Genomic DNA, 25,429 nt, shown 5'->3' with positions numbered 1-25,429 from the left:
CGAAGCGTTTCAAGACGTTTTTCTTCTTTGGAATACTTAGGGGGTATAATCGGCTTGTTCCTTGGCAGAGATTAAGGCTGGGGCAGCGCCGGTACGCAGGGTGCTAGATCATGTAGGATAATGGTTCAAACTTGCCATATGTATTAACACCTTTAGGGAAGAGCGATGCAGATTACCAGCTTTGCGTAGCGACACAAATCTTGTGCCCCGCCCTGCGGGGTGTTCGGCGGCGTCAAAGCTGGCGTGTAAATCGTTCAGGTGCGTGCGTTAAATCAGGAATTCCGCAATCGCGGCATCGTTGGTAATGTCCCGCAAATCAAACCCTTCGCTGCTGATGCGGCGATCCAGTTCGATGAAATTTTCGGGGGCATCGGTTTCAATCCCGATCAACACAGTCCCGAAATTGCGTGCCGATTTCTTCAGATACTCAAACCGTGCGATGTCGTCTTTTGGGCCAAGCAGACCGAGGAAATCCTTCAACGCACCGGGTCTTTGTGGCAACCGCAGGATAAAATACTTCTTTAAGCCTAGGAATTTTTGCGCCCGTTCTTTCACTTCTGGCAACCGCTCAAAGTCAAAATTGCCACCGGAGCTGACGCAAACAACCGTCTTGCCTTTGATTTGATCCGCAATATCCGCCAGAACGTCGATAGACAAAGCGCCTGCCGGTTCCAGCACAATCCCTTCGATATTCAACATCTCTATCATCGTGGTGCAAAGCCGGTCTTCTGAAACGGGAAAGACCTGATCCGGCGAACAATGTTTCAGTAGAGCAAAGTTCCGGTCCCCGATCCGCGCAACCGCTGCACCATCCACAAAATTGTTCACCTTTGGCAGGGTCACTTGCGCCCCCTCCTGTAAGGCGGCCTTCAGGCTCGCCCCGCCAGCAGGTTCGGTGAACAGCAATTCAGGCGCATCCGGCATACCACTGTAATAGCGCGTGATCCCCGCAGACAGACCACCTCCACCCACCGGCAAGACCACAAGATCGGGACGCATCGGCATTTCTTGCGCGATCTCTACCGCAACAGAGGCCTGCCCTTCGATGACATCCTCATCGTCAAACGGGGATAGGAAATGGGCGGCTTTTTCGGCGCAATAGGCTTGGGCCTGCGCCAGCGTGTCGTCAAAATAGTCACCACTTAGGATGATCTCGACGTTATCACCGCCAAAAATTCGTGTCTTTTCAACCTTTTGGGCAGGCGTGGTCACTGGCATAAAGATTACACCCTGCACGTCGAAGTGGCGACATACGAAAGCCATGCCCTGAGCGTGATTTCCAGCGCTTGCACAGACAAATGTCTTTTGTTCGGGCTTCACGGCAAGTGCTTTGCGCAAGGCGTTAAACGCGCCGCGAATTTTGTAGGAACGCACCGGCGAAAGATCTTCCCGCTTTAGGTAAATATCCGCCCCGTATTTCGCTGACAGATGCGCATTATGTTGCAAGGGTGTTTGTGCAAACAGGCTGCGCATCTGTGCGCAGGCCTGCTGTGCCGCGTCCCGAAAATCGCTCATGATAGCTGTCCTTTATCCTGTCCGCTTCCTAGCGTAACAGGCCGTACAGGACCAGAGCAGTTCACCCTTTGTTGAGCCTGATGCGCCTATTGATCGATCCGCGAGGCCATTATCGCAATGGCCTTTTGATAGACGGTCGCCGCGTTCCATTGCTTGATCACCGCAAAATTCGGCTGGCCGGGCTGATACCCCTGCCCCGGACGCCACCCCTTTTGACGCAGGAAATTCGCGGTAGAAGCCAGCGCGTCGGTCTGGTTGTAAAAATCAACCCGCCCGTCGCCATTTCCGTCAACCCCGTAGGTCAGGGCATTGCCAGGCAGGAATTGCGTGTGCCCCAGCTCCCCGTGTTTCGCCCCTTTGGTATTAGCAGTGATTGCACCGCGATCTACCAGTTTCAGCGCACCGATGGCATGGGGTTTGAAAAACTCTGACCGACGACAATCATACGTCAGTGTTGTGATTGCCGAGACGACATTGGATTTCCCCATGAAGCCACCAAACCCCGTTTCCATGCCGTGAATGGCGATGATCACCCCCGCAGGCACCCCGTAAATCCGCTCCAGCGCAGAGAACACCTGCGGGTTTGCAGCCTTGCGCCGCCGACCCTGACTGACGATCGTGTTGGCACCGCGAATTTTCATAAATTTGTCGAGCGAATAGCGGAATGACTTTTGGTTGCGATCCGCCGCTATGGTTGAACTGGCATAACGCGCTGCTGCTAAAGCCTGCAAACCGCGTTGTTTTACGCCTGCTTTCTGTGCTTCACGGGCAAATTCCGCCTTCCACGCATTAAATCCCGCACTGGTGTTGCCACATGAAGCGGCCAATGCAGGTGCTGCGGCTCCTAGGGCCAATCCAAAAACTGCGCAACGCAGGGACGTGTTGGTAAAAGCGCGTAAATTCATGAAAACATTTCCTTTCGGTCTATGTCTCCATAATAGTCCTTGCAGGAAAACGGGCAAGTTTTTCGTGACGGGTGGCGCCCCGATCGACAACCCGCCCCTAAGCAAGGTCGAGGTAAATCGCTTCTTCTAGTGTTTGCAAATCCGCATCTGTGTTTGCGAAGACGCCCTTCAAAAGAACCGTGTCCGTGTCGTTATAATGGATTTCAACACCAGCGGAGGTTTCAAGGATAGTATAGGACGCGACGTCTGCAAGGTGAATACCATCCTTTACGACGTTGAAATCTTTCACGGTATCTTGTCCATCACCATTGGAAAAAACAAAACTGTCCGCCCCGCCGCCACCTTTTAGAACATCATTACCCGTACCGCCCTCTAGGGTGTCACTGCCTTTGCCCCCGATCAGTCGATCACGCCCGTCGCCGCCAAACAACATATCTCCGCCATTGCCGCCGTTAACACTGTCCGCACCTTTGGCGCCTTCAACGAAGTCACTGCCAGAGCCCGCCGAGATGATGTCCGCCCCTTTGCCGCCGTAGATTTCATCGCCGCCCTTATAGCCGTAGATCGTGTCGTCACCGCTCAGCCCGAAAACAATGTCATCCCCGCCCGAGACCGCTTCCCCTTGGGAGTCTTCGTAACCGCCGCTGCCGATCAGATCGTGACTGATTGTACCGGAAATGACCCCGTCAGCCGGTTTTGCCCCGATAAAATGCTCGGCTGAGAGTTCCGCTTGGGACACGTCCAACAAAGTCAGCGATTTGCTTCCACCAAGGGAGATTTGCAAATCGTCCCACGCCCCGTCGCCGTCCGCATCGACCTTGGTTATGTTGGCCGAAATTTCTGCCCAGCCTGACAGTCGGCCGGCCAGATCAATCCGGTCTTCGGACGTATCAAAATCGCTGATAAGGTCCTGCCCCTTGCCGTTGCTGACAAAAACGTCGTTGCCGCTGCCACCATGAAACTGGTCATAGCCACGAGCACCATACAAGCGGTCATTGCCGGATCCACCAAACATGTGATCCACACCGTTAGACGCCTTTAGAACATCGTTCCCTTGCTGTCCGAACAGAAAATCGTCCCCGGCCTTACCGATCAGCGTGTCATTTCCAAATCCCCCATAAAGAAAATCGTTCGACAACTTCGTACCGATCAGCTTGTCATCCCCTTCGTAGCCGAAAGCAGAGCCGAGCAGTTCCTCCGTGTCAAACGCAGCCTCTTCGTAGTCGCTTTCGTAGGTTTCGTTGCGCAGGCGTCCTTCGATCAGCGTCACATTGATCCGGTCATCCCCAGCCAGAGCCGCATTTGTCTCCCCTTGGGAAAAGGCATTCATCCCGTGCGCGTAAGAGTGTTGGTGCAAAAACCGCAGCGAGCCGTCCTGATCGATCACCACGAAATTGGAACCACCTGCCTCGGCTCCGGGGAACCAGCCGATGCCGATGTCATTGTTTGCGAACCATTCATACATTGTCACAAACAGATCGACCACATTATTACCGCCGCTGTAGTCGTCGACCAGACCGGTCGCATTCGTTTCGGTGATCAGAACATCATCGCCTTCAAGCAGCGCGAAATGGGTTTCCAACATTTCGGTCAGTTCTTCTGTGGACGTGGCGGCGTTGGTGCCGACCCAACCGGGGTACAAATGGGCCGACCAGATCAACGCATCCCCTACCGACTGAGAGATGTAATCCAACGCTGATAGTTCGGTTTTAGCGTTCACTTCGGTGTTTGCCAGCGTGGAGAAATCGCCAGAGTAGCCCCAGCCCCCGACCAACACCCGCGCGTCTGATTGGTCTTGGATCAAGTCGGACAATTCGATCATGTGATCCGCGTATAGCTTTACAAAATCGGCGTAGACATACCCTTCCCCATCACCGTTTTCCTTGATGCTGCGGCGATAGCCAGCCGGTTCGTTGGCCAGTTCCAACCCATAGACCGCATCCGCAATCTCGGGCTGTTTGTCCAGCCAGTCCAATAGCGATGACCAGCCGGATTTCAGATCTTTGAAGTTTTCTTCCAACGCCGCGTAGGCTTGTGTGTTGGTCAGGCTTTCATGCCCCCAAGGCGAGCCACCGTTGCCGATATTTTGCGCATCGCCGCTTCCTAACACAAAAGTAATCTCAAACCCTTGCGCCACTGATTCTTCCAGAAATGCCTGATATTCGGGATGAAGATTACCGTTTTCGTCAAAAGAGAACTCGTTAAACAGCATCCGCAGGTTGTTCACTTCCGGCAGGGATTCCCGCAGCTTTTGCGCAAACTGGCGCGGTTCACCGTCCATACCCATCGGGATTGTCTGGTATTCACTTTGCCACGTGTAATGTTTAGAATTTTCCGCAACATTCAGTTCATAAACGGATTTTCCGGTGTCTTTATCAATCGTCGCCCGATCTATCGCGATTTGATCCGCTGCTATCACCTGCAAGTTGATCATGTTCACTTCGGAAGTCATCGCACACAAATCCTTTTACATTACTGACACGCCGAACGTCCGGTTCGACGGTTACTCTGGCATCCGGACACAGCACTATTCCGCGCCTGTCCCATCCGCCCGAAATGCAGGACAAACTGGGCAGAATTGCGGCCAAACAAAGTCGTTAAAAATTGAAAACAGCCCAATTTTACGCATTTTTTCGGGGTAAACGGTTGGAAATAGCACAATTTCGCGCAAATTTAAAATTGCCGGTATCGTGTGCGGCGCACTTTCAGGGCACTGGGCATCTTGGGAACACTTTAATGTATCAGATGAAACGATAGGCTGCTGCACTGCTCCTTGGGGCATTTGGCAATCAATGCATCGCGCAGCCTAAGGTTGGCCCTGATCTTGGTGATGCTGCAAATTTCAGTCAGGGTTGGCGGCCGGATATTCTGGACGGGACTGCCGAAATCCCCGTACGTGACTTTCGCGACACCGTGCACTGGTCCGTGGTTGAAAAAGACGATGGACGGTTTGATTATCGCGGGTGGCGCGGTGCCTATCCCGGGATTTTGCGCGCGCGCACTGGATATGAGCCTTTTTATTAACGCCTACCACCCGGCCTATGACGGTGGAGAAACCGCACATACGGACGCAGCGGTAGCCGCCTTCGGGCGTTACGCAGCCCGCACCGTTGCGCAATATCCCAACATCCGTTCTGTTGAAGTCGGGAATGAGTTTAACGGAAATGATTTTGTCAGCGGCCCCGTGCGCACACCCCATCTTGGTGCGCGGGCGGGTTACTATTTGGCGTTGCTGAAATCTGTGTATGAAAATGTCAAAGCGCAAAACCCCGACATCCGCATTGTCGGCGGCGAGGTTCATTCCATCCCAGTCGGCTATCTTGCGATAGACCTACGCCAAGGGCGCTGCGGCGTACACCGATGCGCTGGCGCTGCACACATATGACACACCCGCAGAACATTTGCAGCGTCAAATCAATGTGCTGCGCCGCCTTCCCGAAGCAAAGACCATCCCGATCGAGATCACCGAATTTGGCACATTAGACGCAGAAAACGCCCCCGGTTTCCTGCTGCGCAACTATTGTCAGATGGCTCTGTCCGGCGTGGATCGCGCGGTCTGGTATCCGATGCACCCACGGGGCGACGGGTTGGTGCCGGTTGTCGACGATGCTGGCAGGCCCACTCCGACCGGACGTGCCTTCGGGTTTGCACAGACGGAATTTTCCGGTCTTCCGGTAGAGCCGATCCAGCCGGATCCTTTTACCTACGGCTGCCTGTTTGATCAGCGTAAACTGGTGATCTGGGGAGAGCCCCGCGAGATTGGCATCCCGCCCGCCCTTACGGCGTTTACGGCAACCGGACTGCTCCTCGATCAGGGGAACCTGTCCCTCTCCCCCATTGCCCCGCTAGTTATTATATCCAGTGAACCTTTGCAGATGGCACGAGATATAACGCTCACACCGCAGCGCCTTCTCGCTGATAGCTTTCACCAGTTGGATTATCCAAAACTGGGGGCTTTGCCGGCCAAATCGGTCTGGCAGAACAGCATCCTCCACAATGGAACCGAACAGACCTTTCAAACCATGCCCGGACAAGAGCGTCAGGGCGTGCCTTGGGTGCCCTACCTCGGCCACGCGGATTTCCCTGATCTGCGGCTGGCAGCAGAGTTCCTTGTGCCGACCCAAAAGGACGGCAGCGATGTAAGCGTCGTGCAAAGCTACACAGCGCCATACGACGTAGCCGTTTCAATAGATGCCCGCTGGAAGGTCAGCAGCAAAAGCGAAGACGGGATAGGCCTTGTCATCCTTGTCAACGACACCCCGATCATGGAGCAGCAGGTCAAGACCGAGCTGCATATCAAGGATCGCCACATTTTTTTTAAACGGGGTGACAGACTGCGTTTCAGTATCAGTCCCAACGACACTCCTTGGGTCGACTACACCGAACACCGCATCCGCCTTTCGGCAGATATTTTCCCTACGTCGGAATTGTTACGCACCAAATAGAATTACCACAGTCTGGCACCCTAATCGTTAATGTCAAAATACCCTCATAATTCCGCCTCTCTTGTTGCCTAATCTGGGGTAAATCATTTCTAAGCACCAAAGGTAAACAGTTCATGAATTGCGCGCGGGGGGTCATTATTAACGACTTTAGTCTTGCACGAGGTGGGGCCACGGCACTGGCATTGCTTTCTGCCAAACTGTTTCGCGCGCGGGACGTCCCTGTCACCCTGTTTTGTGGCGATGATGCGCGCCACACGGCGATTTCCGATCTCGGCGTGGATATTGTTTCGGTGGGCGGTAAACCATTGTTGGAACAGGGAAAGCTACACGCGATGGCGAGCGGGCTTTACAACATCAGGGCCAAATCCGCGCTGGAACGATTGATCCGCGAACGCGATACAGACGACACAATTTATCACGTTCACGCCTGGTCCCTGATCCTGTCGCCGAGTATTTTTAGCGCATTGAAATCTGTGGCGCCCCGTGTGGTGATCCATTCCCACGACCAGTTTCTTGCCTGTCCAAACGGGGTGTTTTATGACTTTCAAAAGCGCATATCCTGTGATCGCACGCCACTGGGTCCGGCCTGTCTTGCGACCCAATGCGACAAACGATCTTATGTCCAAAAGGGCTGGCGCGTGTTGCGGCAAACCGGTCTTCGCCACGTTCTGACAGACAAGCACAAATGGGGTGCGGTGGTGGCGATCCACCCCAAGATGCAGCACCGTCTGTCGACTTTCGGATGCGGCGCTATGACTCTGAAAACACTGCGCAATCCGCCACCCCTTCACGGCATCGCGCGTAAAAGCCGAGGAGAACAGCGCCTTTTATTTCGTGAGCCGGATGGAACCGGATAAGGGCATTATCGAACTGGCTCGCGCCGCGCGTGCGGCAGATGTGCCGCTAGTGACCGTGGGGGAAGGACCGCTGTCGCAGATGTTCCGAGCCGAGTTTCCAGAGGTGCGGCAGGAAAGTTGGTGCGATGCCCCTCGGCTTGCGGTTTTGTTGCAGGAAGCCCGCGCCGTTGTGATGCCCAGTCTTTATGCCGAACCCTTTGGAATGGTCGCCATTGAAGCACAGCAAAGCGGTCTTCCAGTGATCCTGCCCCACACGGCCTTTTTGGCGGAGGAAATCACAAACCGTGGTCTAGGCTTGGCTTGTAATGTGCTTGACCCGACCGATTTTGCACGCACGTTAACCGAAATGAAAGAGATGCCGGCGCAAGATGTGCGCAGGATCAGTGAAACGGCCTTTGCCAATGAAAACCCCTTTGCGATGACACCGCAGGGTTGGGGCGATAGCCTGCTGTCCATGTATAACACGTTGGTTAATAGGGCCGCCTGACTGCAATGCAGCTCGTCCCGAGCACCCTTCTCGCCCTGCTTCTGGTGGTGATGCTGATGAAACAAGGGCCGCAACAGGGCCTGCACTGGTTTTTCATCATGTCCCCCTTTGGCGCGGCGGCGGCGTTCAATATGCCTGCGGTGGGCGGTGCCTCTATCGGGATCATTGATCTGGGTGGGTTGGTGCTGTTCGCGCTGGTGTTCTCTGGTTCAAACGGTCCGGCGCGGACTGTAGGTACAATGCGGCCCGGACAGCCCGGTTTTTATCTGTTGCTGCTGACAATTTACTGCATTGTCACCACCCTAATTTTCCCGCGTCTCTTTGCCTATCAGACAGAGGTTTTCGGTATTTCCCGTGCGGACAACAAGACCGAGATTATCTCCGTTTTCCTGCGCCCGACCACTGGAAATATCACCCAGTTGTTTCGGTTGATGCTGGACGTTCTGGCCTTCTTTGCAGTGGCAACACTGTTTCGGACGAAACCGGATTTTGACAAAGTTCTCAATGCGATGATCGCCGCGACGGTGGTGAATTTCATGCTCGGCTAGGTTGATGTTCTGACCTTCGCGATTGGCGCGCCTGAATTGCTGGAGCCGATCCGCACAGCCAATTATTCCATGCTGGTGGATCATAAAATGGCCGGGCTCAAGCGGATTATCGGCGGTTTTCCCGAAGCCTCGTCTCTCGGGTTCTATACGCATGGTCTGTTCGGTTTTTGGCCTGTCTGGGCAGCATCGGGCTGGTCGGCACCGCGCTTTACCTGCTGTTTCTGGGTGCGCTGTCACGTGCGCGGATCAAGGACGGTTCAGTCCAGAACACCGCCGTGTTGCACAGCCTGAAAACCGCTTGCCTTGCACTGGTAATTTCGGCCCTATAAACAACGCCGACACCGGATCTGGAGATTTTCTTCTTTGTCCTCGCGGGCTAGACATCAGGACTCGCCCGCGGTGCGGCTTTAGAGTCACGTATTAAACAAAAACGGGCGGCCTCCCCCATTGTTGAGCGAAACGGGGCAATCGCGCAACGGGTCATCCCTTAGACGGTCACGGCGCAACAATAGCCCTTAAAAATATGGGAAAGTTTGACACAAACCTTTTCCGAAGGCACATCATAGGTGGTGTTTCCGCGTAAGTTGTTTTGATTAACGAGTACGAGATTGTCATGTACAATCGCAAGCCCCCATTTGAGGACGGTTTCTTCCCGATGAAGCGGATTGGGGCAGATGATCGGGATATGGTCGACCTGAAACATCTTGCGCGGATGATCTGGCGGCGGCGCATTCTGATCATTCTTTGCACTCTGTTCTTTGGCATTCTGGCCTTTGTTCTGGTCTCCCAGATTACCCCGACCTACAGCGCGCAATCCAAGGTCATGCTCGACCCGCGCGAAAGTCAGGTGACAATCGGCGAGGACGTTGTTTCCGACCTCGACATCAATGACCAGCTTGTCCTGTCCGAAGCGGCGGTGATCCAGTCGAACCTGCTGATTGAAAAGGTGATTGCCGAGATCGGCTTTGAACGCCTCGCGATCCTTGATCCTGCGAACCAGCCACCGGGGCTGAAGGACCGTGTAAAATCCGTGGCGCGGGATTTCGGTTTGATGAAGACGCCCGAACCTCCAACATTGGAACAGGCACTGCGCAGCAAGATCGAATATCTGGTCTACGTCATCCGCAAAAACCTGTCGGTGCGGCGCGAAGGCAAGTCTTTTGTGATTAGCATCACCGCCAAAACCGAAAGCCCGCAGCTCTCGGCACTGCTGGCGCAGACGATTGCGGAAAAATACATCGAACAACAACTGGAAAACCGCCAGAATGTCGCCAAACAGGCCACGGCATGGATTGAGGAACGTCTGAAAATCCTGCGCGCCGAACTGGAAGAGGCACAGGCCGCAGGTGTGCGCAGGCGGATGGCCAATTTGCAGGCGGATGGCACCAGCTTACAAGCGATCTCGCAACAAATATTCGAATTGACCACGAAACTGTCCGAAGCGCAGACAGATCGCACCATGGCCGAGGCGAGGTGCAACTGGCACAGGCCCGCGAACGATCGATCCAGTCCAACATGGAACAAATGCAGCAACGGATGATTGCCATTTCCACCAACGAACTGGATCAGGAGGAACTTCAACGCAAGGTGAACTCTGCGCGGCTGGCCTATGAACAGCTGCTGAACCGGCTGACAGAAACCCGCAGTCAGGAACAGTTGCAAAAGGCGGATGCGCGGATCATTGAACAGGCCACTGTACCGGGGACTCCGTCCGCACCGAAACCCAAACTGATCGCGGTTCTGGGGCCATGTTGGGCATGGCGGTCGGCTTTGGCGTGACGTTTTATCTGGGGTTTGTATCCAAAAGTTACCGCAGCGAGGATGATATCGAAGCGGACACCGGCCTGCCGGTGCTGGCATCCTTGCAAGCGGGCGACTGGGATAATCCGGTCGACAGCTATCTAGACGTGATGTACGCGCCAAACAGTGAATACGCGGAACGCATCCGCCAGTTGCGAACTTCGGTTCTGCTTCAACTGCCTGCGGGAAAGACGCAGAAAATTCTGGTGACATCTTCGACACCGGATGAAGGCAAAACCACCACCACGCTGAACCTTGCGGCCATGATTGCGAAGACCGGAAAATCGGTGATCCTTGTAGATTGTGACCTGCGCCGTTCCGGTCTGGCGCAGCAATTTGGTTGGGATATGGATTACGGTCTGTCGGATTATCTTGAACAGGCGTGCGATCTGGATCAGGCGATTTATTCGGACACCCATATGCCGTTTGATATCCTCACGTCCAACGGGGCCCATGCCCAGACTGTAGATGCGTTGGGGCAAGACAAGCTGGCGGAAATCATGTCCTTGCTAGAGCAGAGTTATGATGTGATTATCATCGACTCTCCACCGGTTCTGGCTGTTGCGGACGGGCTGATGCTGGCGCGTGCTGTGGACAGTCTGGTGTTTGTCGTGCGCTGGAATGAAACGCCGAAACAGGCGGTTAAAAAGGCGCTCGGGATGCTTGGGGATGCCCGCGCGCGGCCAAGCGGTCTGGTGTTCAACATGGTGGACCCGAAAGAATATTTCAGAGAATTTGTCGGGGGCTACGCCTATGAAGAATAACCGTTTCACACCACTTCGCGAACAGGCGGACCTGTCCCGTGGCACGGCAGCAGCGTTGTCTGCCCCTGCCCGATTGCACAGTACGGGGTCGCAGCCGCGCGTGGCGATCATCCACTACTGGCTGGTGGGGATGCGGGGTGGCGAAAAGGTTCTGGAATCCCTATGCCGGATGTACCCGCAGGCGGATATTTTCACCCATGTCTACACGCCCGAAACCATCAGCGATCTGATCAACGGGCATAGCGTCAAAACCACTTCTGTGTCGCGTCTGCCAATGGCGGCAAAGATGTATCAGAAGTACCTGCCCTTTATGCCCCGCGCATTGGAAGAGATAGACCTGACCGGATATGATCTGGTGATCTCAAGCGAGGCTGGCCCTGCCAAAGGCGTCATCGCGCCGCCCGAAGCGCCGCACCTGTGCTACTGCCATTCGCCGATGCGGTATCTTTGGGATCAGTACCACACCTACCGCAATGGCGCGGGGCTGATTACTCGTACGTTGATGCCCCATCTGGCCCATGGGCTACGGTCTTGGGATGTAACCAGTGCGGCGCGGGTGGACGGATTTGTGGCCAATTCAAACCACGTCGCCGCCCGTATCCGCAAATACTGGCGCCGCGATGCATCTGTGGTGCATCCCCCCGTCGCCGTAGAGGATTTCGCACCGGTTCCTGCCAGCGATCGCGGTGACATCTATCTCTGGGCCGGAGAGCTGGCGGCCTACAAGCGCCCTGACATCGCAATAGAAGCGTTCCGCCGTCTTAACAAACCGCTGGTTGTGATCGGTGGGCCGGATAAGACGTGGAAGAAACTCGCCCGCAGCGCGCCGGACAATGTGACATTCCTGGGCAAAGTGCCGTTTCCAGTACTGAAGGACCATATGGCCCGCTGTAAGGCTTTGATTTTTCCAGGAGAAGAGGATTTCGGGATTATTCCGGTAGAGGCCATGGCCTCGGGCCGTCCTGTGATCGCCTATGGCCGCGGTGGGGCGCTCGATACTGTGGTGGATCGCCAAACCGGCCTGCTGTTTCAGGACTGTTCGGTGGACGGGTTGGTGGAGGCTGTGAAAACCTTTGAGGCCGAGAAACTGGACGATCTGGACCCGCAGGCCCTGACCCGTCACGCCGCAAAGTTCGATGAGGCTGCATTTCAGGCGGGTATCGCGCGGAACCTTTCCGACCTTGGCTTTGCCCCGCGTTAGGGTCACCTAGGGCGCTGGCAGGGTAAACAGGTCCACGAAACTTTCGCCCCCCGCGCCACTGTGCAGGGTGATCCGCGCGATTTGCGGATCGCTTTCGCGGTAGGGATCACCGCCGGTGTTCATGTGTCTGGCAAGGCGCGGAAAGCTGCTGCCCGCCACGTGCAAGCGCAATTGATGACCGGATTTAAGGCGATAGGCGATGTGGCGCAGGGAAACCTCGGCGCGGTAAATCTGATCCGTTTGCATCAGTTCAGGCGTATCAAAACCGTTGCGATACCGCAGGCGCAAGGCGCCCTCTTGTATCAAAACCGATTTTCCATCCGGACTCACATCCGTCAACCGCACCACCAGATCGGTGTCCCGCACATCCGTGGATACATGCAACACAGCCCTTAACGGCCCTGCAATATCAAGCGGTTGGGTGAGGGATTCACCGGTGTAAATCAGCAGATCGTCCCGCGATTCCAGCGGGGATTGATCCAGCGGACCGGCGCGGGATTCCGGATCGCCGGTGCAGCAAATCGCCCCGCCAATGGTTGGCACCGGATTAGAAGGATCGGAATGAAATATTCGGGTATCTGTCGCTGAAGAAGGCATTTCGGACAATGCTTTACCCCGCAGGTAAAACCGCTTCCGCTCGGCAGCACGCGGCGGCCAGATTGACGACCCAAGCCAGTCATCGCGGTTCAACACATAGGACTGAAAAGTCGGCTGGGGCGCTTCCGCCTGCCCCTTCAGATGCGCGTTCATAAACGACAGATAAATCCCGTCCAGATCGACCTTCTGTTGCGGGTTTACAGGCACATCGCCGACCGCCCCGCTGGAAAGGGGTCCAGCCATGTCGCAATGGGTCGCCGGAGCAATCAGGAAGCGGCTTTCGGGGTTACCCTTGCGGATCATGTCCAACAGTTGAAAGCTGAACCCGATGCCATAGTCATACCACGTGTCCACCATCAGGGTTGGCACATCGAACCGGTCCCGATCCGAGATATACCCCCAAGTGTTATGAATCTCGGGATCATCAACGCCGCGCAAAAGCTCTTCGAAATCGGTGGCATCCGCGCGGTAACGGGCGACGGCCCCGATCACCGGCAGGGTTTTCAGCGCTTCTGTGTAGTCCAAAGGCGGGGCCTGCATCAGATCGCCTGTCTTACCGCCCTGCCCCTGAAACCAGCCAAAACCGGAGGCAAGGTTCAGGATACCCCCCTCAAAGAAGCCGTAAAACCCGTAGGCGCCCTGCGCGGTTCCGATTGCACCGCCCGCCCCCATCGGGATCATGGCGCGGTGGGCGGGATGGCGTTCTGCGGCCAGCAAGACCTGCGTTTCGCCCAGCGCAGAGCACCCGATCGTGCCCACAACAGGCTGCGCCCATTCCTGCGCCAAAATCCAGTCGAGCGTGGCCACCCCGTCGCCCCGTTCGTTCGGATAGGGCGCAAACACTCCGCCCGATCCATACCGCCCGCGCATGTCCTGCACCACAACAGCGTAGTCATTGGCGCTGAACAGGCGCACCCAATGCAACGCCTCGCCGTAGACCCGCTTGCCATAGGGCAGCCGCACCAGCACCACCGGCTTTTGCGCAGCACCACCTTCAGGCAGGTAGACATCCGTGGCCAGCGTCACCCCATCGGGCATTGCCACCTGATGCTCCTTCACCTTGGTCGCGACCGGCAGTTCGGCCGCAAAGGCGCGGAAGTCCAGCATCTGCTTCACAGGCCGCAAAACTGCGCGTCCCTGTTCTGTAAAGACCAGCGCAGCGCCGATAACACATAAAAGAGCTGCCAGCCGGATCAGGAGGGATTTCAACATGGGGTTACACCTCTCGACCTGTGGGGGCAGTTGTGCCAGTGTCGCCCGAGTGACAGAAACGGCAGGGCAATACCGGTTTGGAAGTGAATATCGATCTTTGGGTCTGGGATCTGGATGCACGGCAGGATGTCGACCTGTCGGTTCTGAGCAGCGGCGAACAACAGCGTGCGCGCAGGTTTGTGCAGCCTTTGCATCAGAACCGCTATGCCGTGGGTCGCGCGACTCTGCGGCACATTCTGTCCCAATACACTGGCAAACCGGCCAGCGGGTTGGCGTTTGACTATGGCCCCAACGGCAAACCGGCACTGGCGGGGGATGTGTTTTTCAACCTCAGTCATTCGGAAAACCAAGCCGCGCTTGCGGTTACACGGGGCTGCGATCTCGGGCTCGACATCCAGCACTACCGTCCCGTAGAGACCGACCTTGCGGAGCGGTTCTTTTCCCTGCGAGAGCGAGAGGAACTTGAAGCCTTGGGCCCAACGCGGTTTGCGGACGGTTTTTTCCGCTGCTGGACCCGCAAAGAGGCCGTCCTGAAAGCCCGTGGAGAGGGTCTTTCGGTAGAGCTGGACAGTTTTGATGTCACCCTGACACCGGACACGCCGCCCCAACTGCTTCGCTATACGCCCGATCCGGCTTGTGTGGACAGTCTGAGCCTGCATCATCTCGATTTCGCACCGGATTTGGTGGGCGCAATTGCGGTGTTCAGCCACGCACGCCCTGTTACAGTTACCCGCCGCTGAACACGGCCCCTACACCTTGCGCGATCTACCTAACGGGCAAGGAAGCCCTCGATCTGTTGCGCCAGTTCGTCCGTGCCGCTGATCTGGCCCTTCACAACCGAAACATCATCAATCGAAACAGTCCGCAGATTGGCCCCCGCGATCTTTTCCCAACCGATAGAGGGCAGAAATCCCTTACTGGTCGGCGTGATCCGCGTCACCACATGCAAGATCGGAAAGCCGAGCGGTTCGGGTCGGTACACGTTCCGCGCTTGCGAGATGTATTCCACAAAGCCTTCCTGTTCTGCTGTCATATCCGTCGCCCGCACACGATCCATCAGGCCAAGCCGTGTGGCGAGCGTCAGCACACCGGATTTGCGCACAATCCGGTAACTGCCAAGCATTGCTGCCAGAGACATCCGTTTCTTACGCACCTGCCGCATCCGGTTGCCCAGCGCATACAGCTTTTCGCGCCGACGCTGGGTTTTATCTGCGTGGATACCAGCGGCATAGCCCGGCTCCCAGCAGTCCTTGATCACCACCCCCGCGATTTCATGCCCTTTGGCCTGCAAATGACGTGCTGCCTCCAGTGCAATATTGCCGTGGACGCAGGCCCCGAACAGCAGATACGGACCTTGGGGCTGATGCGCTTCTATCACTTTGGCGTATTCCGCGGCGATCTCCAGAAAGCTGCGTTCTGATTGGTCGATGCCACGCTGGCCGTCAAACAAGCGCACGCACACCGAGGGGCGGCTTTCGCTGAAATGCTCCGAGGCGTTCAGGATCAGGCTGATGTCGTTGATCGCAATAATCTGCTGCCCCTCCCCGTCGGTGCGGATCGGTTCTACCCGCCAATCGGTTTCAACAGCTTCAGCGCTCGGAGCGATTTGCGGGGCGAGATGGGCCACCAGTTCTTTAATCGTCGGCGTTTCATAGATCGCCGCCACCCCGAGACTGACATTCCATTCCTTGCGAATGCGCGCCACCATGCGCACAGCCAGAAGGGAATGCCCCCCCAGTTCAAAGAAGCTGCGGTCCGTGGGAATGGTCCGGTGTTCCAGCAGCTCCTGCCAGATGGACATGATACCCTGTTCCAGATCACCCTGCGGGTTGGCTGGCTTGGCCGGTTTGGCAGGCAATGCAACCACTTGCCCCGTTGCGGGCAGCGTGGCGGGATCATCTGGCAGCGCGGTCAGCACGCTGATACCTGCCAGCGGTGTGCCCACGCCTTGGTCGCACAGATGCTGCATCAATATTTGCGGCAGGGTTTCCAACGCCATCAACGGGGACGGATTGGCCGTCACATACCCCCAGTGGCCTCGGGTTTGCTGGACGGTCACTGCATTTGCAACAAAGGGATGGGATTGCAGAGCCAGCGCAATCGGATCGTCTGACGCTTGCGCCGATTTCTTGGCGGGTGCTTTGGCCTGCACCAGCGGCAGGCTCCCAAGGGTCAGGTTTCCGGTTTCAAACACATGGGCAAAGCTTTGCTTGATCATCTCCAGCAGTGCTTTAATCGTTTCAGGTTTATAAAGGTTCGGTGCGTATTCGATATTCAACCGCCAGCCAGAGGGCCGCCCCATAATCACAATATCCAGATCACGCGCAGCGCCTGGCGTGAAAGTCGGCTTGGAAACCATAGCGAAAGCGCCGTAGGTCTCATCCTCCATAAACACATGCTGCAGTTTGAAGTTCATAGAAATAAGCGGCGCACGAGAGGCATCCCGCACAGGGTTCACCACCTCTACCAGCTTCGAAAATGGCAGGTTCTGATGGACCAGCGCCCCTTCCACAACGGTTTTGGTCTGAGCGATATGGGTTTTCAGACTATCGGACGCACGGGTCGGCAGACGTAACACCTGATGGTTAATGAACGGACCGATCAGCGGTTCCAGTTCCACATCCTGACGGCCTGCAATGGGTGTGCCAAACAGAACCTCTTCGGCCCCTGTTACACGGTGCAACGCCGCCGAGGTGACAGCAGCCCCCACAACAAACGGGGAAGTCTTGTTGGCTTTGGCCACTCGGTCTATCGCTTCGGCAAAATCATCCTGCAAGGCGACATTAAGATAGGAAATCTCGGTGTTGCGGGCCTTGGGGCGGGGAAAATCGGTGGGCACTTCAAAATAGAGCGCGTCCTTCATCTGCTCACGCCAGTAAGCCGTGTCCTCGTCCAAGACACCAGAAGCAAGGTACTGCCGCTGCCACAAGCTGAAATCGCCATATTGCAGCGGCAGGTCCGGCAGGTCCGGCGTTTTGCCGGCGGCAAAAGCAGCGGCGCTGGTGCCAATTTCACGTCCCATAACACCGATGGAATACCCATCATAAATGCTGTGATGCACAACCGTCATCAGACGGGCCCGATCTGGCCCCGTCATCACAAGTGTCGCACGGATCAGTCCGGTGTTGGACAGATCAAACGGGTAACGGGATACCTCTGCGGCGATCTCTGCCAGCCGCGCTTCTTGCGCTGATCCGCGCAAATCGGTGATGTCCCGCACCTCTAGATCGAAATCGGCATGGTCAAGCACCTGCTGCACAGGGGCACCGTCCTTTTCTACAAACCGCGTGCGCAAAACTTCGTGCCGCGCGATGACCAAACGGTAGGCGCGCTCTAGCGAGGTTGCACAAACAACGCCCTGCACTTCCCAATTGACCGCAACATTCAGAGCTAGATTGCCCGGATGAATCTGGTCGAGAAACCAGAACTGCTGCTGTGTCGTAGACAGTGGAAATTCCGCCACCACCTGTTCCGGATCAAACTGCGAGTTGATTACATTCATTGTACGATCCCCACGGTTCGACGTGCGCCATAGCGGCAGTCTTTTAAAGATAGCGCGGCAGGAACCTTGGGCGCATCCGCCTTACTCGCGCTGTCGGCAAAAGCGGCAAGCGCTGCGATGGTTGGGTGATCAAGCAAGTGTTTGGCTTGCAGGTTCAACCCCGCCTCGGCTAGACGGGCCGCGATGCGGAACACCATGAGGGAATCAACGCCAAGGTCAAAAAGCGTGTCCGTGGTCGAGATATTCCCACGCCCCAGCACGTTCTCCCAGATATTGCGGATCTGTTCTTCAGTCGGGGTTTTGGCCTCCGTTACAGCACGCGCCACTGGTTCAGACGTGATCTCTGGCGCGGTATCAGGGTCCGGCAGCGACTTGCGGTCCAGTTTGCCGTTGGCGGTCTGGGGCAAGGCGTCCAGCGACACATAGGCCTGCGGCACCATATAGTTTGGCAACACCGCAGCGAGGCCTTGGCGCATTTCACCGACATCCGGCGTCGCACCACCGTCCGCGACGATGTAGGCGACAAGCTGTCGGTCCCCGCTGGCGCGGGTCTTCACGTCCACGGCCGCTTTGTGGATACCGTCCAGACCGCGAAGGCGGCTTTCGATCTCGCCCAGTTCGATGCGGAAGCCGCGCAGCTTCACCTGTGTATCAATCCGCCCGAGCACCTCAATCGTGCCAGCAGCAGTCTGGCGCGCAAGATCCCCTGTCCGGTAGAGCCGCTCTGACGTGCCCTTCACGGTCACATTCCGAAATGCCTTCCCAGTCAGGTCAGCGCGATCGAGATAGCCTTTGGCCAACCCGTCCCCCCCGATATTCAACTCCCCGGTGACGCCAACCGGCACTTGTTTATCGTTTGCATCAAGGATCACAAGGCTGGTGTTGGCAATAGCGTGGCCGATAGTGATCGGTTCGTCTGCGGCTACCTTTTCAACCGCAGACCAGATGGTGGTTTCGGTTGGGCCATACATGTTCCACAGCTCTGCCCCTTGCGCCATCAAACGCGCGGCCAAATCTTTTGGCAAAGGCTCCCCACCTGCCAACACCTTCATGCCCGCTTGGGGCGCGAATCCCGCATCCAGCACCATATCCCACAGCGTCGGCGTTGCTTGCATGACTGTAATATCGCCCTGCTGCAAACGATCCACCAACGCGAAACCGTCCAGAACCTGTTCCTTGCTGGCAATGACGCATTTTGCGCCCACGCTGAGCGGCAGGAACAATTCCAGCACCGCAATATCAAACATCACCGTTGTCACGGACAGCAGTGTATCCTCTGCCACCAAACCAGGCTTTTGCGCCATAGAGTTCAGGAAATTCACGACAGCACGGTGCGGAATTTCCACCCCTTTCGGCGTGCCAGTCGTCCCTGACGTAAAGATAATATAGGCGCTGGCTTCGGGATCATGGGACACCTGTGCAGGCACAGCCCCCGCCGTAGCAGACGCCGCATCAATCAAAACCGCACCAGCCGCTGATGCGTAACCCAGTTGCGCGGGCGTATCGGTCAAAACAGCGGCCGCTTTGGCGGTTTCAAGGATCAGCTTCAGTCGCGCTTCGGGTTGGGTCGGGTCAAGCGGCAGATAGGTATGCCCCGCCTTCAGTATCGCGAGCAACCCGACAACCATATCGACAGAACGCCCCATCACCAGACCGATCCGCTGACCCGTTCCGGCGACCTGCGTCTGAATATGGGCCGCCAGCGCATCGCTGTTCTGTTGCAATGCGCGGTAGCTAAGCTGACGTGTGCCGTCCTCCAGCGCAATCGCATCGGGAGATACCGCCGCAGTACGATCCACCAACGTCTGGATCATGGCGCTGCGGTCGTAATCCGCGTAGCTTTGATCTACTGCACCGCCCGCAATTGGTGTGCTCAGGTCCAGATCCCGCACCGCTAGCGCGGTATCTGTCGCAATGCTGCAAAGCACGTGCTCGAAATGGCCGATCCAGCGTTCTATCGTGCCCGCTTCAAAGACATCGCAGTTGTAATCCACGTCGAGCCGCAGCCCGTCCTTGGATTCCACCACGTTAAAGAACATATCAAAATTCGATCCGGCCTTCTTGTTCGGGGCCAGCTTCACCTGCACAGCACCCATATCCAGATCCTCCGGCAGGCTCTCAAGATTGAACTGGATTTCCGTGAGCGGCAAACGGTTCAACGCGCGTGGCACGTTAAGGTCCTGCACCAGCGTCCCAAAGGTGTAATCCTGATGATCAAACGCATCCATGACTGCTCCGCTCACCCGTTTGAGATGATCAGCAACAGTAGCCGCGGGATCGATTGTGGCACGGATCGGAAGCAGGTTCACCGCATGGCCGATCATGGTCGGGTTCTCAAGCTGGGCCTGGCCGCCGGTGGGAACACCAATCACCACATCATTACTGCCAGACAGCCGCCCAAGCGTGATTTGCAACGCGCCGAACAGGGTGCCAAACAAGGTACATCGCTGTTTTGCCCCGGCCTTACGCGCCGCAATCATCAGATCAGAGGATATGAACCGTGTCAGCGTTGCACCGGCAAAGCTGCGCCGTTGGGGGCGTGGTCGGTCACAAGGCAATTCAGGCAGGAACGGAATATCCTGATATTGCGACGCCCAGAAAGCGCGGGTTTCGGACCGTGGCGCCATATTCTGCACGCGGCGGGCGTGGGCTGCGAAAGACGCAGGCTCTGGCAAATCTGCGGCCGCTCCACCGGTTTGCGCGCGGTAAAGGGCGGCGAGTTCCTCAAACAGGATGTTATGGGACCAGCCGTCACAGATGATGTGATGGGCGGTCAGCACCAGCCCGTGCTTATCTTGCCCGTCCTGAACTAACCGCGCGCGGAAAGCAGGCTGTGCCGTCAGATCAAAGGGATAACGGGCCTCTTCATCGGCAACCCGCGCAAGGGTTTCATTAAATGCCCCTTTCGGTGCAGTTGTGACCTCTATCTGCAAATGGAATGGCGCCTGCACCGTGAAATGGTTGCCTGACGCATCAAACACCGCACGCAAAGCATCATGACGCGCAATAATCTGGTCAAGCGCAAAGCTTAGCGCCGCATCATCCAGCGGCCCCTCCAGATCCAGCACAGCCCCTTCGTTGAAACACAACGAAGCACTATCCCCGAGCTGGTTAGTCATCCAGATTTCGCGCTGGCTTTCGGTCAGGGGGAAGGTCTCGTCCCCAGCGAGTCTAGCAGGCACAGCCAAGGGAACCTCGGTGACCCTCCCCTCGCCGATCAGGATGTCCTGCTCTTGCAAGGTCCGCACCGCACGCTCAAAGCTTTCCGCCACGGCGTTGACTTCGGCGTCGCTGTGTTCGGTTGTCAGGAAGCCGCAGAACCCGTCCATCAGATGGACCCCGTCAAAGCGCATCAGCGGATAAAGCAGCGTCGCGCGGGGATCAAAGCCGGTGACATTAAGGACGATCCAGCTGGAATGGCCCGTAACCAGCTCTGGCAGACCGCGACTGACCAGAAATGCGTTCATCCGTTTGCGCAAACCGATCGCCCGCGCGGCAGTGTCTTTCCACAAACGCTCGCCGTGGTTCTCCATATGCTCCAGCGTGGCATCAACCGCCGCCAGTACCAGTGGATGACGCACGAAAGTCCCTGCCACATAGGTCGGCGCGACTTCCGGTTTGCTGTCATCGCCATAGCTCCAGTACCCGCCATCAAGCGCATCAAGAAAGCGCGCGTCCCCTGCAAGCACGCCAACGGGCATACCGCCACCGACAACCTTGCCATAGGTGGCCATATCACCCTGAATACCCCATTCACCCTGCACACCTTTGGCATGTGTGCGGAACCCTGTGACCACTTCGTCAAACACCAGCGCTGTACCGGAGTTCTTGGTCAATTCACGCAAAGCTCGCACAAATTCAATGGGTTGCATCTCGGGGTGACGGCTTTGGATCGGTTCAACAATGACCGCCGCGATGTCTTTGGCGTTCTCTTTGATCCAGTCGAGCGATGTTTCGGCCCCATACGGCAGCACCACCATATTGGACAGGCTACTGCGCGGAATACCAGACGCCAGTGGCAAAGCCGTAGGCGCACTGCCACGGGCGTTGCCCTTGATCAGCACCTCGTCAAACTGGCCGTGGTAATCATTTTCAAAGATCACAACCTTATCGCGCCCCGTCACGGATCGCGCCAATCGCATGGCGGCCATCACCGCGTCAGAACCGGAGTTGCAGAATGTAACACGCTCGTGCTCCACCATACGAGCGAACCGTTCCGCCACGGCCCCTGCGATCTCGGATTGCGGGCCGATGGGATAGCCCCGCTCCATTTGCGCCTTTACCGCACGGCTCACAAATTCGGGCGAGTGGCCGAAGGCGGTTTGCCCGCCAGATCGGCGATTGCCGGAATTCCGTCAGTAAGCTGCGGAAGGTCAGGGTTACATCATATTTTTGCAATAACGCCTGTGACACCTGCCCCAGAAAAAGTGAATCAAAACCCAGTTCCAGATAGGTCACATCCACTTCATCAAGGCCAAGATCCTCCCCCGAAAGGTCCGACAACAGGGCCATAAGCTCGCCACGCAAACGCTCGGTGCGCGGAACAGGGGAAACGTTTGCATTCATGGTCATGACCGGATCACTCTTTACTGTTTCACTCAGGGGGGCAGTCGGTTGGGCTGCTGTGGATTGTGGGGCGGCAAGGGTTTGCACCGGTTCAGGTGTCACCCAGTGCCGTTTGCGCTGGAACGCATAGCCCGGCAGCGAGACACGGCGCACGCCCCGTGGTCCGGCATCCGCAAAATCAAGCGGCACGCCAGCGCTCCAAAGTCTGCGCGGCAAAGGCGGAAAGCGTGCGCCCTGCGCCCACCTCCAGCAATACGGCAGACTTATCCTGTGTGGCGGTGCGGATGCCCGCCTTAAAATTCACGCAAGCTCGTGCCTGCGCCGCCCAATAAGCCGGATCAACCGCCTGAGCGGGGGTGATCCAGTCCCCTGTGACGCAGGACACGTAAGGGATTCGGGGTGCGTTAAACTGGAAAGCGGCGAATTCAGAGGCCAGAGCCTCTGCGACCGGATCCATCATTGCCGAATGGAAGGCATGGGATGTGTGCAACCGGCTTGACGCCAGCCCCGCCGCATCGAGCCTGTCCTTCAACGTATCAAGGGCGCTGTCCGGCCCTGCAACAACCTGCAGCGTCGGCGCGTTCTGCGCAGCGAGGTCCAGACCATCGGTTAGGAACGGTTCCAGATCGTCGCGCGTCGCACGCACAGACAACATCCCGCCCGCAGGCTGATCCTGCATCAACTGGCCCCGTTTCGCGATCATCTTCAGGCCGGTTTCAAAATCAAACACGCCGGCAATCGCGGCAGCGGCAGATTCACCCACAGAATGGCCGATCATCGCAGCCGGATGCACGCCGCGTGATTGCCACAGGCGTGCATTGGCGTATTGGATCAGGAACAACGCAGGCTGCGTCAGACGGGTATCGCGCAAGGCCTGCGCGGCGGTTTCATCCGACACGTCCGCGAGGCAGAGAATTTCGGTAATGTCGCGCCCGATCAACGGCTGCAAAATCTCTGCGCCCTGATCAATGCAACGGGTGAACTCTGGCGCGGTTTCATAAAGCCCGCGCCCCATACCGGGATACTGCGATCCCTGCCCTGCGAACATGAACAAAACCCCCGGCGCATCCAAAGGCGTGCGGGTTTTCACAGCGGGCAATTTGCGCAGCGCAGCCGCGGCCTCCTCAGTGGTACGGGCAACCACGGCAGCGCGATAGTCAAAGCGGCTGCGTCCTTCTTGCAAGGTAAAGGCCGCATCAGATAGTTGTGGCGGTGCATCAGCTTCCAAGGCCTGCGCCAGCCCTGCAGCCATTTCAGCCAAAGCCTCGGGCGATTTGGCAGACAGAGGCAGGATTTGCGGGGCAGTGACATCAGGCTGTTGCCCTGTCGTCGGTGCCTCTTCCAGAACCAGATGGGCGTTGGTTCCGCCGATCCCGAAAGAACTGATCCCCGCGCGCCGTGGCCCGTCACATCTCCAGTCCTGCAAGCCTGCGGGCACAAAGAAAGGTCCGCCTTCAAAATCAATATCGGGATTGGTGCTGGTGAAATTTGCCACCGGCAGGATCTTTTTGTGGTGCAGCATCAGGGCCGTCTTGATCACCCCGACCACACCCGCCGCCGCGCCGAGATGCCCGATATTCCCTTTGACCGAACCAAGCGCACAACGGTTGGCCGTTTGGGGACCGAACGCCGTGCTGAGACCGCGAATTTCAATGGGATCACCAAGCGGCGTCGCGGTGCCATGACACTCCACATAGGAAATAGTGGCCGCATCAATACCTGCATCGCGGTGGGCGCGCCGGATCGCCTCGGCCTGACCGTTCACAGATGGCGCGGTATAGGCGAGCTTGTCTGCCCCGTCGTTGTTGATCCCGACACCGCGAATGGTTGCGTAAATCCGGTCCCCTGCTACCAGCGCGTCCGACAGGCGTTTCAGCACCACAACACCAGCCCCGTGACCAAACACCGTGCCATTGGCAGCCGCATCGAACGGGCGGCAGGTGCCATCCTCCGACGCCATGCCGCCGTCCTGACTGAAATAGCCCCTTTTCTGGGGGAAGGTGATCGAGACGCCCCCCGCCAAGGCCACATCCGATTGCCCCGCGCGCAAAGACACACAGGCCTGCGAAATCGCGGTCAGCGAGGTTGAACACGCCGTTCCCATCGAAATTGCCGGACCTTTCAGATCCAACTTATACGCCACCCGTGTCGCCAGACTGTCGCCGATATTGCCGGTGAACGCCGCATAATTGCCAAGCTGGAACTGCGAGGTGAAATCCGTCAGCGCCGCGCTGTCGGTCAGGATATTGGCCAGCATATAAGTGCTGTAACTGGCCCCTGCAAAGACACCGATTGCCGCTTCCGTGCGCTGCGGATCAAGGCCTGCATCTTCCAGTGCATGAACGCAAATTTCAAGGAACACCCGAGCTTGCGGGTCCATCAGAGCGGCCTCTTTGGGCAGAATGCCAAAGTACTTGGCGTCGAACATATCCACATCGTTTAAAACCGGACGGGCCGTGCGATAATTCGCCTTGGCGCGGTCCGCTGGCGATACGGCGTCCTCCATTTCAGACCGATCGAACCGCGAGATCAGATCGCGCCCCTGACACAGGCTGTCCCAAAACCCGTCTACAGAATCTGACTGTGGAAACCGACCGGACAGGCCGACAATTGCGATGTCTTGGTCCGATACCTCACGTTCTGTTTCTGACGGCTTGGAATCTACCGCCCGCCCGTAAGTCGCGCCCTGTTCGGCCAGCTTGCGGGCCAATGCGCCCAGTTGCGGTGTTTCAAACAGCTCTGACACAGAAATACGGCGCGGTGGCGTGGCAGGGGTTTGCCCGTCACAGCCGTTTTATTATTGCGCCACTGGTGCTCGCAACTGTAGTTCTGGTGGTCCTACGCGACCTTGCGTGGTTTGACGGGCTGCCCGATCTGCTGCGCGTGCTGGCCGCATCGCTGCCAACGATCGTCATTTATGCTGCAGCCCTTTACCTGTTTGACCCGAACTTGCGTCAGGCGGCGAAGGCCTATTTCAAAGGCAACGGGCAGGATCAGGAAGCCCCCTGATCCCGCACCTTTTTGGGGCAG

Annotated in this window: 20 protein-coding genes; 12 read left to right on the top strand and 8 right to left on the bottom strand. The window is 57.1% G+C overall.

The window, feature by feature from the left end:
* Positions 1-267: 267 nt before the first annotated feature.
* The 3 genes from ilvA to IEX10_RS03725 all read right to left on the bottom strand — a co-directional run bounded on the left by ilvA (position 268) and on the right by IEX10_RS03725 (position 4,872).
* Positions 268-1,515 carry a threonine ammonia-lyase IlvA gene (ilvA, locus tag IEX10_RS03735; RefSeq protein WP_188671021.1) on the bottom strand — a complete coding sequence of 416 codons (1,248 nt, stop codon included), beginning with the start codon at positions 1,513-1,515 and terminating at the stop codon, positions 268-270.
* Between the two features lie 86 nt (positions 1,516-1,601).
* Positions 1,602-2,420 (bottom strand): lytic murein transglycosylase, encoded by an 819-nt coding sequence (locus tag IEX10_RS03730; protein ID WP_188671019.1) that lies wholly within the window; start codon positions 2,418-2,420, stop codon positions 1,602-1,604.
* A gap of 97 nt (positions 2,421-2,517) precedes the next feature.
* The gene (locus tag IEX10_RS03725) at positions 2,518-4,872 is read right to left on the bottom strand and encodes a hypothetical protein (protein ID WP_188671017.1); all 2,355 of its coding nucleotides are present in this window, start codon (positions 4,870-4,872) and stop codon (positions 2,518-2,520) included.
* A 360-nt stretch (positions 4,873-5,232) separates the two neighbouring features.
* On the opposite strand from IEX10_RS03725, the gene IEX10_RS03720 reads away from it, so the two are divergent.
* The 10 genes from IEX10_RS03720 to IEX10_RS03675 all read left to right on the top strand — a co-directional run bounded on the left by IEX10_RS03720 (position 5,233) and on the right by IEX10_RS03675 (position 12,522).
* Positions 5,233-5,805, top strand: coding sequence for a hypothetical protein (locus IEX10_RS03720; protein ID WP_188671015.1), 573 nt, complete (start codon positions 5,233-5,235; stop codon positions 5,803-5,805).
* 16 nt (positions 5,806-5,821) lie between these two features.
* A complete protein-coding gene (locus IEX10_RS03715; protein ID WP_188671013.1) occupies positions 5,822-6,865 on the top strand; it encodes a hypothetical protein in 1,044 nt (347 codons plus the stop codon).
* A 113-nt stretch (positions 6,866-6,978) separates the two neighbouring features.
* Positions 6,979-7,722, top strand: coding sequence for a hypothetical protein (locus IEX10_RS03710; RefSeq protein WP_188671011.1), 744 nt, complete (start codon positions 6,979-6,981; stop codon positions 7,720-7,722).
* Positions 7,709-8,209: a glycosyltransferase gene (locus IEX10_RS03705; RefSeq protein WP_229678414.1), complete on the top strand. Its 501-nt coding sequence runs from the start codon at positions 7,709-7,711 to the stop codon at positions 8,207-8,209. The genes IEX10_RS03710 and IEX10_RS03705 overlap by 14 nt, the downstream gene beginning before the upstream one ends.
* Before the next feature lie 5 nt (positions 8,210-8,214).
* Positions 8,215-8,757 (top strand): hypothetical protein, encoded by a 543-nt coding sequence (locus IEX10_RS03700; RefSeq protein WP_188671007.1) that lies wholly within the window; start codon positions 8,215-8,217, stop codon positions 8,755-8,757.
* A gap of 167 nt (positions 8,758-8,924) precedes the next feature.
* Positions 8,925-9,086 (top strand): hypothetical protein, encoded by a 162-nt coding sequence (locus tag IEX10_RS03695; RefSeq protein ID WP_188671006.1) that lies wholly within the window; start codon positions 8,925-8,927, stop codon positions 9,084-9,086.
* Between the two features lie 284 nt (positions 9,087-9,370).
* Positions 9,371-10,297, top strand: a complete 927-nt coding sequence (locus IEX10_RS03690) for a GumC family protein (RefSeq protein ID WP_188671004.1) — start codon at positions 9,371-9,373, stop codon at positions 10,295-10,297.
* Positions 10,294-10,536 (top strand): GNVR domain-containing protein, encoded by a 243-nt coding sequence (locus IEX10_RS03685; RefSeq protein ID WP_188671002.1) that lies wholly within the window; start codon positions 10,294-10,296, stop codon positions 10,534-10,536. Before IEX10_RS03690 ends, IEX10_RS03685 begins: the two co-directional genes overlap by 4 nt.
* Positions 10,506-11,321, top strand: coding sequence for a CpsD/CapB family tyrosine-protein kinase (locus tag IEX10_RS03680; protein WP_188671000.1), 816 nt, complete (start codon positions 10,506-10,508; stop codon positions 11,319-11,321). The genes IEX10_RS03685 and IEX10_RS03680 overlap by 31 nt, the downstream gene beginning before the upstream one ends.
* Positions 11,311-12,522 carry a glycosyltransferase gene (locus IEX10_RS03675; protein WP_188670998.1) on the top strand — a complete coding sequence of 404 codons (1,212 nt, stop codon included), beginning with the start codon at positions 11,311-11,313 and terminating at the stop codon, positions 12,520-12,522. Before IEX10_RS03680 ends, IEX10_RS03675 begins: the two co-directional genes overlap by 11 nt.
* Before the next feature lie 6 nt (positions 12,523-12,528).
* Here the strand turns inward: IEX10_RS03675 and IEX10_RS03670 are convergent, their stop codons facing one another.
* Entirely contained in the window at positions 12,529-14,331 is a 1,803-nt protein-coding gene (locus IEX10_RS03670) for a CocE/NonD family hydrolase (protein ID WP_188670996.1), read from the bottom strand.
* A gap of 83 nt (positions 14,332-14,414) precedes the next feature.
* Between IEX10_RS03670 and IEX10_RS03665 the strand changes: the two genes are divergently transcribed.
* The gene (locus IEX10_RS03665; RefSeq protein ID WP_188670994.1) at positions 14,415-15,071 is read left to right on the top strand and encodes a 4'-phosphopantetheinyl transferase family protein; all 657 of its coding nucleotides are present in this window, start codon (positions 14,415-14,417) and stop codon (positions 15,069-15,071) included.
* A 29-nt stretch (positions 15,072-15,100) separates the two neighbouring features.
* Here IEX10_RS03665 and IEX10_RS03660 read toward each other — a convergent pair whose 3' ends face one another.
* Genes IEX10_RS03660 through IEX10_RS03650 form a run of 4 tightly spaced genes read right to left on the bottom strand, consistent with a single transcriptional unit; the run spans position 15,101 to position 25,145 of the window.
* The gene (locus IEX10_RS03660) at positions 15,101-17,833 is read right to left on the bottom strand and encodes a condensation domain-containing protein (RefSeq protein WP_188670992.1); all 2,733 of its coding nucleotides are present in this window, start codon (positions 17,831-17,833) and stop codon (positions 15,101-15,103) included.
* Positions 17,830-22,104, bottom strand: coding sequence for a non-ribosomal peptide synthetase (locus IEX10_RS03655; RefSeq protein WP_229678429.1), 4,275 nt, complete (start codon positions 22,102-22,104; stop codon positions 17,830-17,832). The genes IEX10_RS03660 and IEX10_RS03655 overlap by 4 nt, the downstream gene beginning before the upstream one ends.
* Positions 21,992-22,588 (bottom strand): acyl carrier protein, encoded by a 597-nt coding sequence (locus IEX10_RS19945; protein ID WP_229678413.1) that lies wholly within the window; start codon positions 22,586-22,588, stop codon positions 21,992-21,994. Before IEX10_RS19945 ends, IEX10_RS03655 begins: the two co-directional genes overlap by 113 nt.
* On the bottom strand, positions 22,578-25,145 hold the full coding sequence (locus tag IEX10_RS03650; protein ID WP_188670988.1) for a type I polyketide synthase: 2,568 nt from the start codon (positions 25,143-25,145) through the stop codon (positions 22,578-22,580). Before IEX10_RS03650 ends, IEX10_RS19945 begins: the two co-directional genes overlap by 11 nt.
* Here IEX10_RS03650 and IEX10_RS03645 point away from each other — a divergent pair.
* Positions 25,124-25,408, top strand: coding sequence for a hypothetical protein (locus tag IEX10_RS03645; RefSeq protein ID WP_188670986.1), 285 nt, complete (start codon positions 25,124-25,126; stop codon positions 25,406-25,408). The two genes, IEX10_RS03650 and IEX10_RS03645, sit on opposite strands and share 22 nt — an antisense overlap.
* The last annotated feature ends 21 nt before the right edge of the window (positions 25,409-25,429 follow it).

The sequence above is a fragment of the Neptunicoccus cionae genome, assembly GCF_014643735.1.
Taxonomy (GTDB): domain Bacteria; phylum Pseudomonadota; class Alphaproteobacteria; order Rhodobacterales; family Rhodobacteraceae; genus Amylibacter; species Amylibacter cionae.
This window is presented reverse-complemented; position numbering and strand designations above follow the sequence as displayed.

Excerpts from the sequence above, each read along its gene's own strand:
- IEX10_RS03655 (WP_229678429.1), bottom strand. The coding sequence starts at position 22,104 with ATGGAGCGGGGCTATCCCATCGGCCCGCAATCCGAGATCGCAGGGGCC.
- IEX10_RS03675 (WP_188670998.1), top strand. The coding sequence starts at position 11,311 with ATGAAGAATAACCGTTTCACACCACTTCGCGAACAGGCGGACCTGTCC.
- IEX10_RS03670 (WP_188670996.1), bottom strand. The coding sequence starts at position 14,331 with ATGTTGAAATCCCTCCTGATCCGGCTGGCAGCTCTTTTATGTGTTATC.
- ilvA (WP_188671021.1), bottom strand. The coding sequence starts at position 1,515 with ATGAGCGATTTTCGGGACGCGGCACAGCAGGCCTGCGCACAGATGCGC.
- IEX10_RS03725 (WP_188671017.1), bottom strand. The coding sequence starts at position 4,872 with ATGACTTCCGAAGTGAACATGATCAACTTGCAGGTGATAGCAGCGGAT.
- IEX10_RS03690 (WP_188671004.1), top strand. The coding sequence starts at position 9,371 with ATGTACAATCGCAAGCCCCCATTTGAGGACGGTTTCTTCCCGATGAAG.
- IEX10_RS03700 (WP_188671007.1), top strand. The coding sequence starts at position 8,215 with ATGCAGCTCGTCCCGAGCACCCTTCTCGCCCTGCTTCTGGTGGTGATG.
- IEX10_RS03705 (WP_229678414.1), top strand. The coding sequence starts at position 7,709 with ATGGAACCGGATAAGGGCATTATCGAACTGGCTCGCGCCGCGCGTGCG.
- IEX10_RS03730 (WP_188671019.1), bottom strand. The coding sequence starts at position 2,420 with ATGAATTTACGCGCTTTTACCAACACGTCCCTGCGTTGCGCAGTTTTT.
- IEX10_RS03660 (WP_188670992.1), bottom strand. The coding sequence starts at position 17,833 with ATGAATGTAATCAACTCGCAGTTTGATCCGGAACAGGTGGTGGCGGAA.
- IEX10_RS03710 (WP_188671011.1), top strand. The coding sequence starts at position 6,979 with ATGAATTGCGCGCGGGGGGTCATTATTAACGACTTTAGTCTTGCACGA.
- IEX10_RS03680 (WP_188671000.1), top strand. The coding sequence starts at position 10,506 with ATGTTGGGCATGGCGGTCGGCTTTGGCGTGACGTTTTATCTGGGGTTT.
- IEX10_RS03685 (WP_188671002.1), top strand. The coding sequence starts at position 10,294 with ATGATTGCCATTTCCACCAACGAACTGGATCAGGAGGAACTTCAACGC.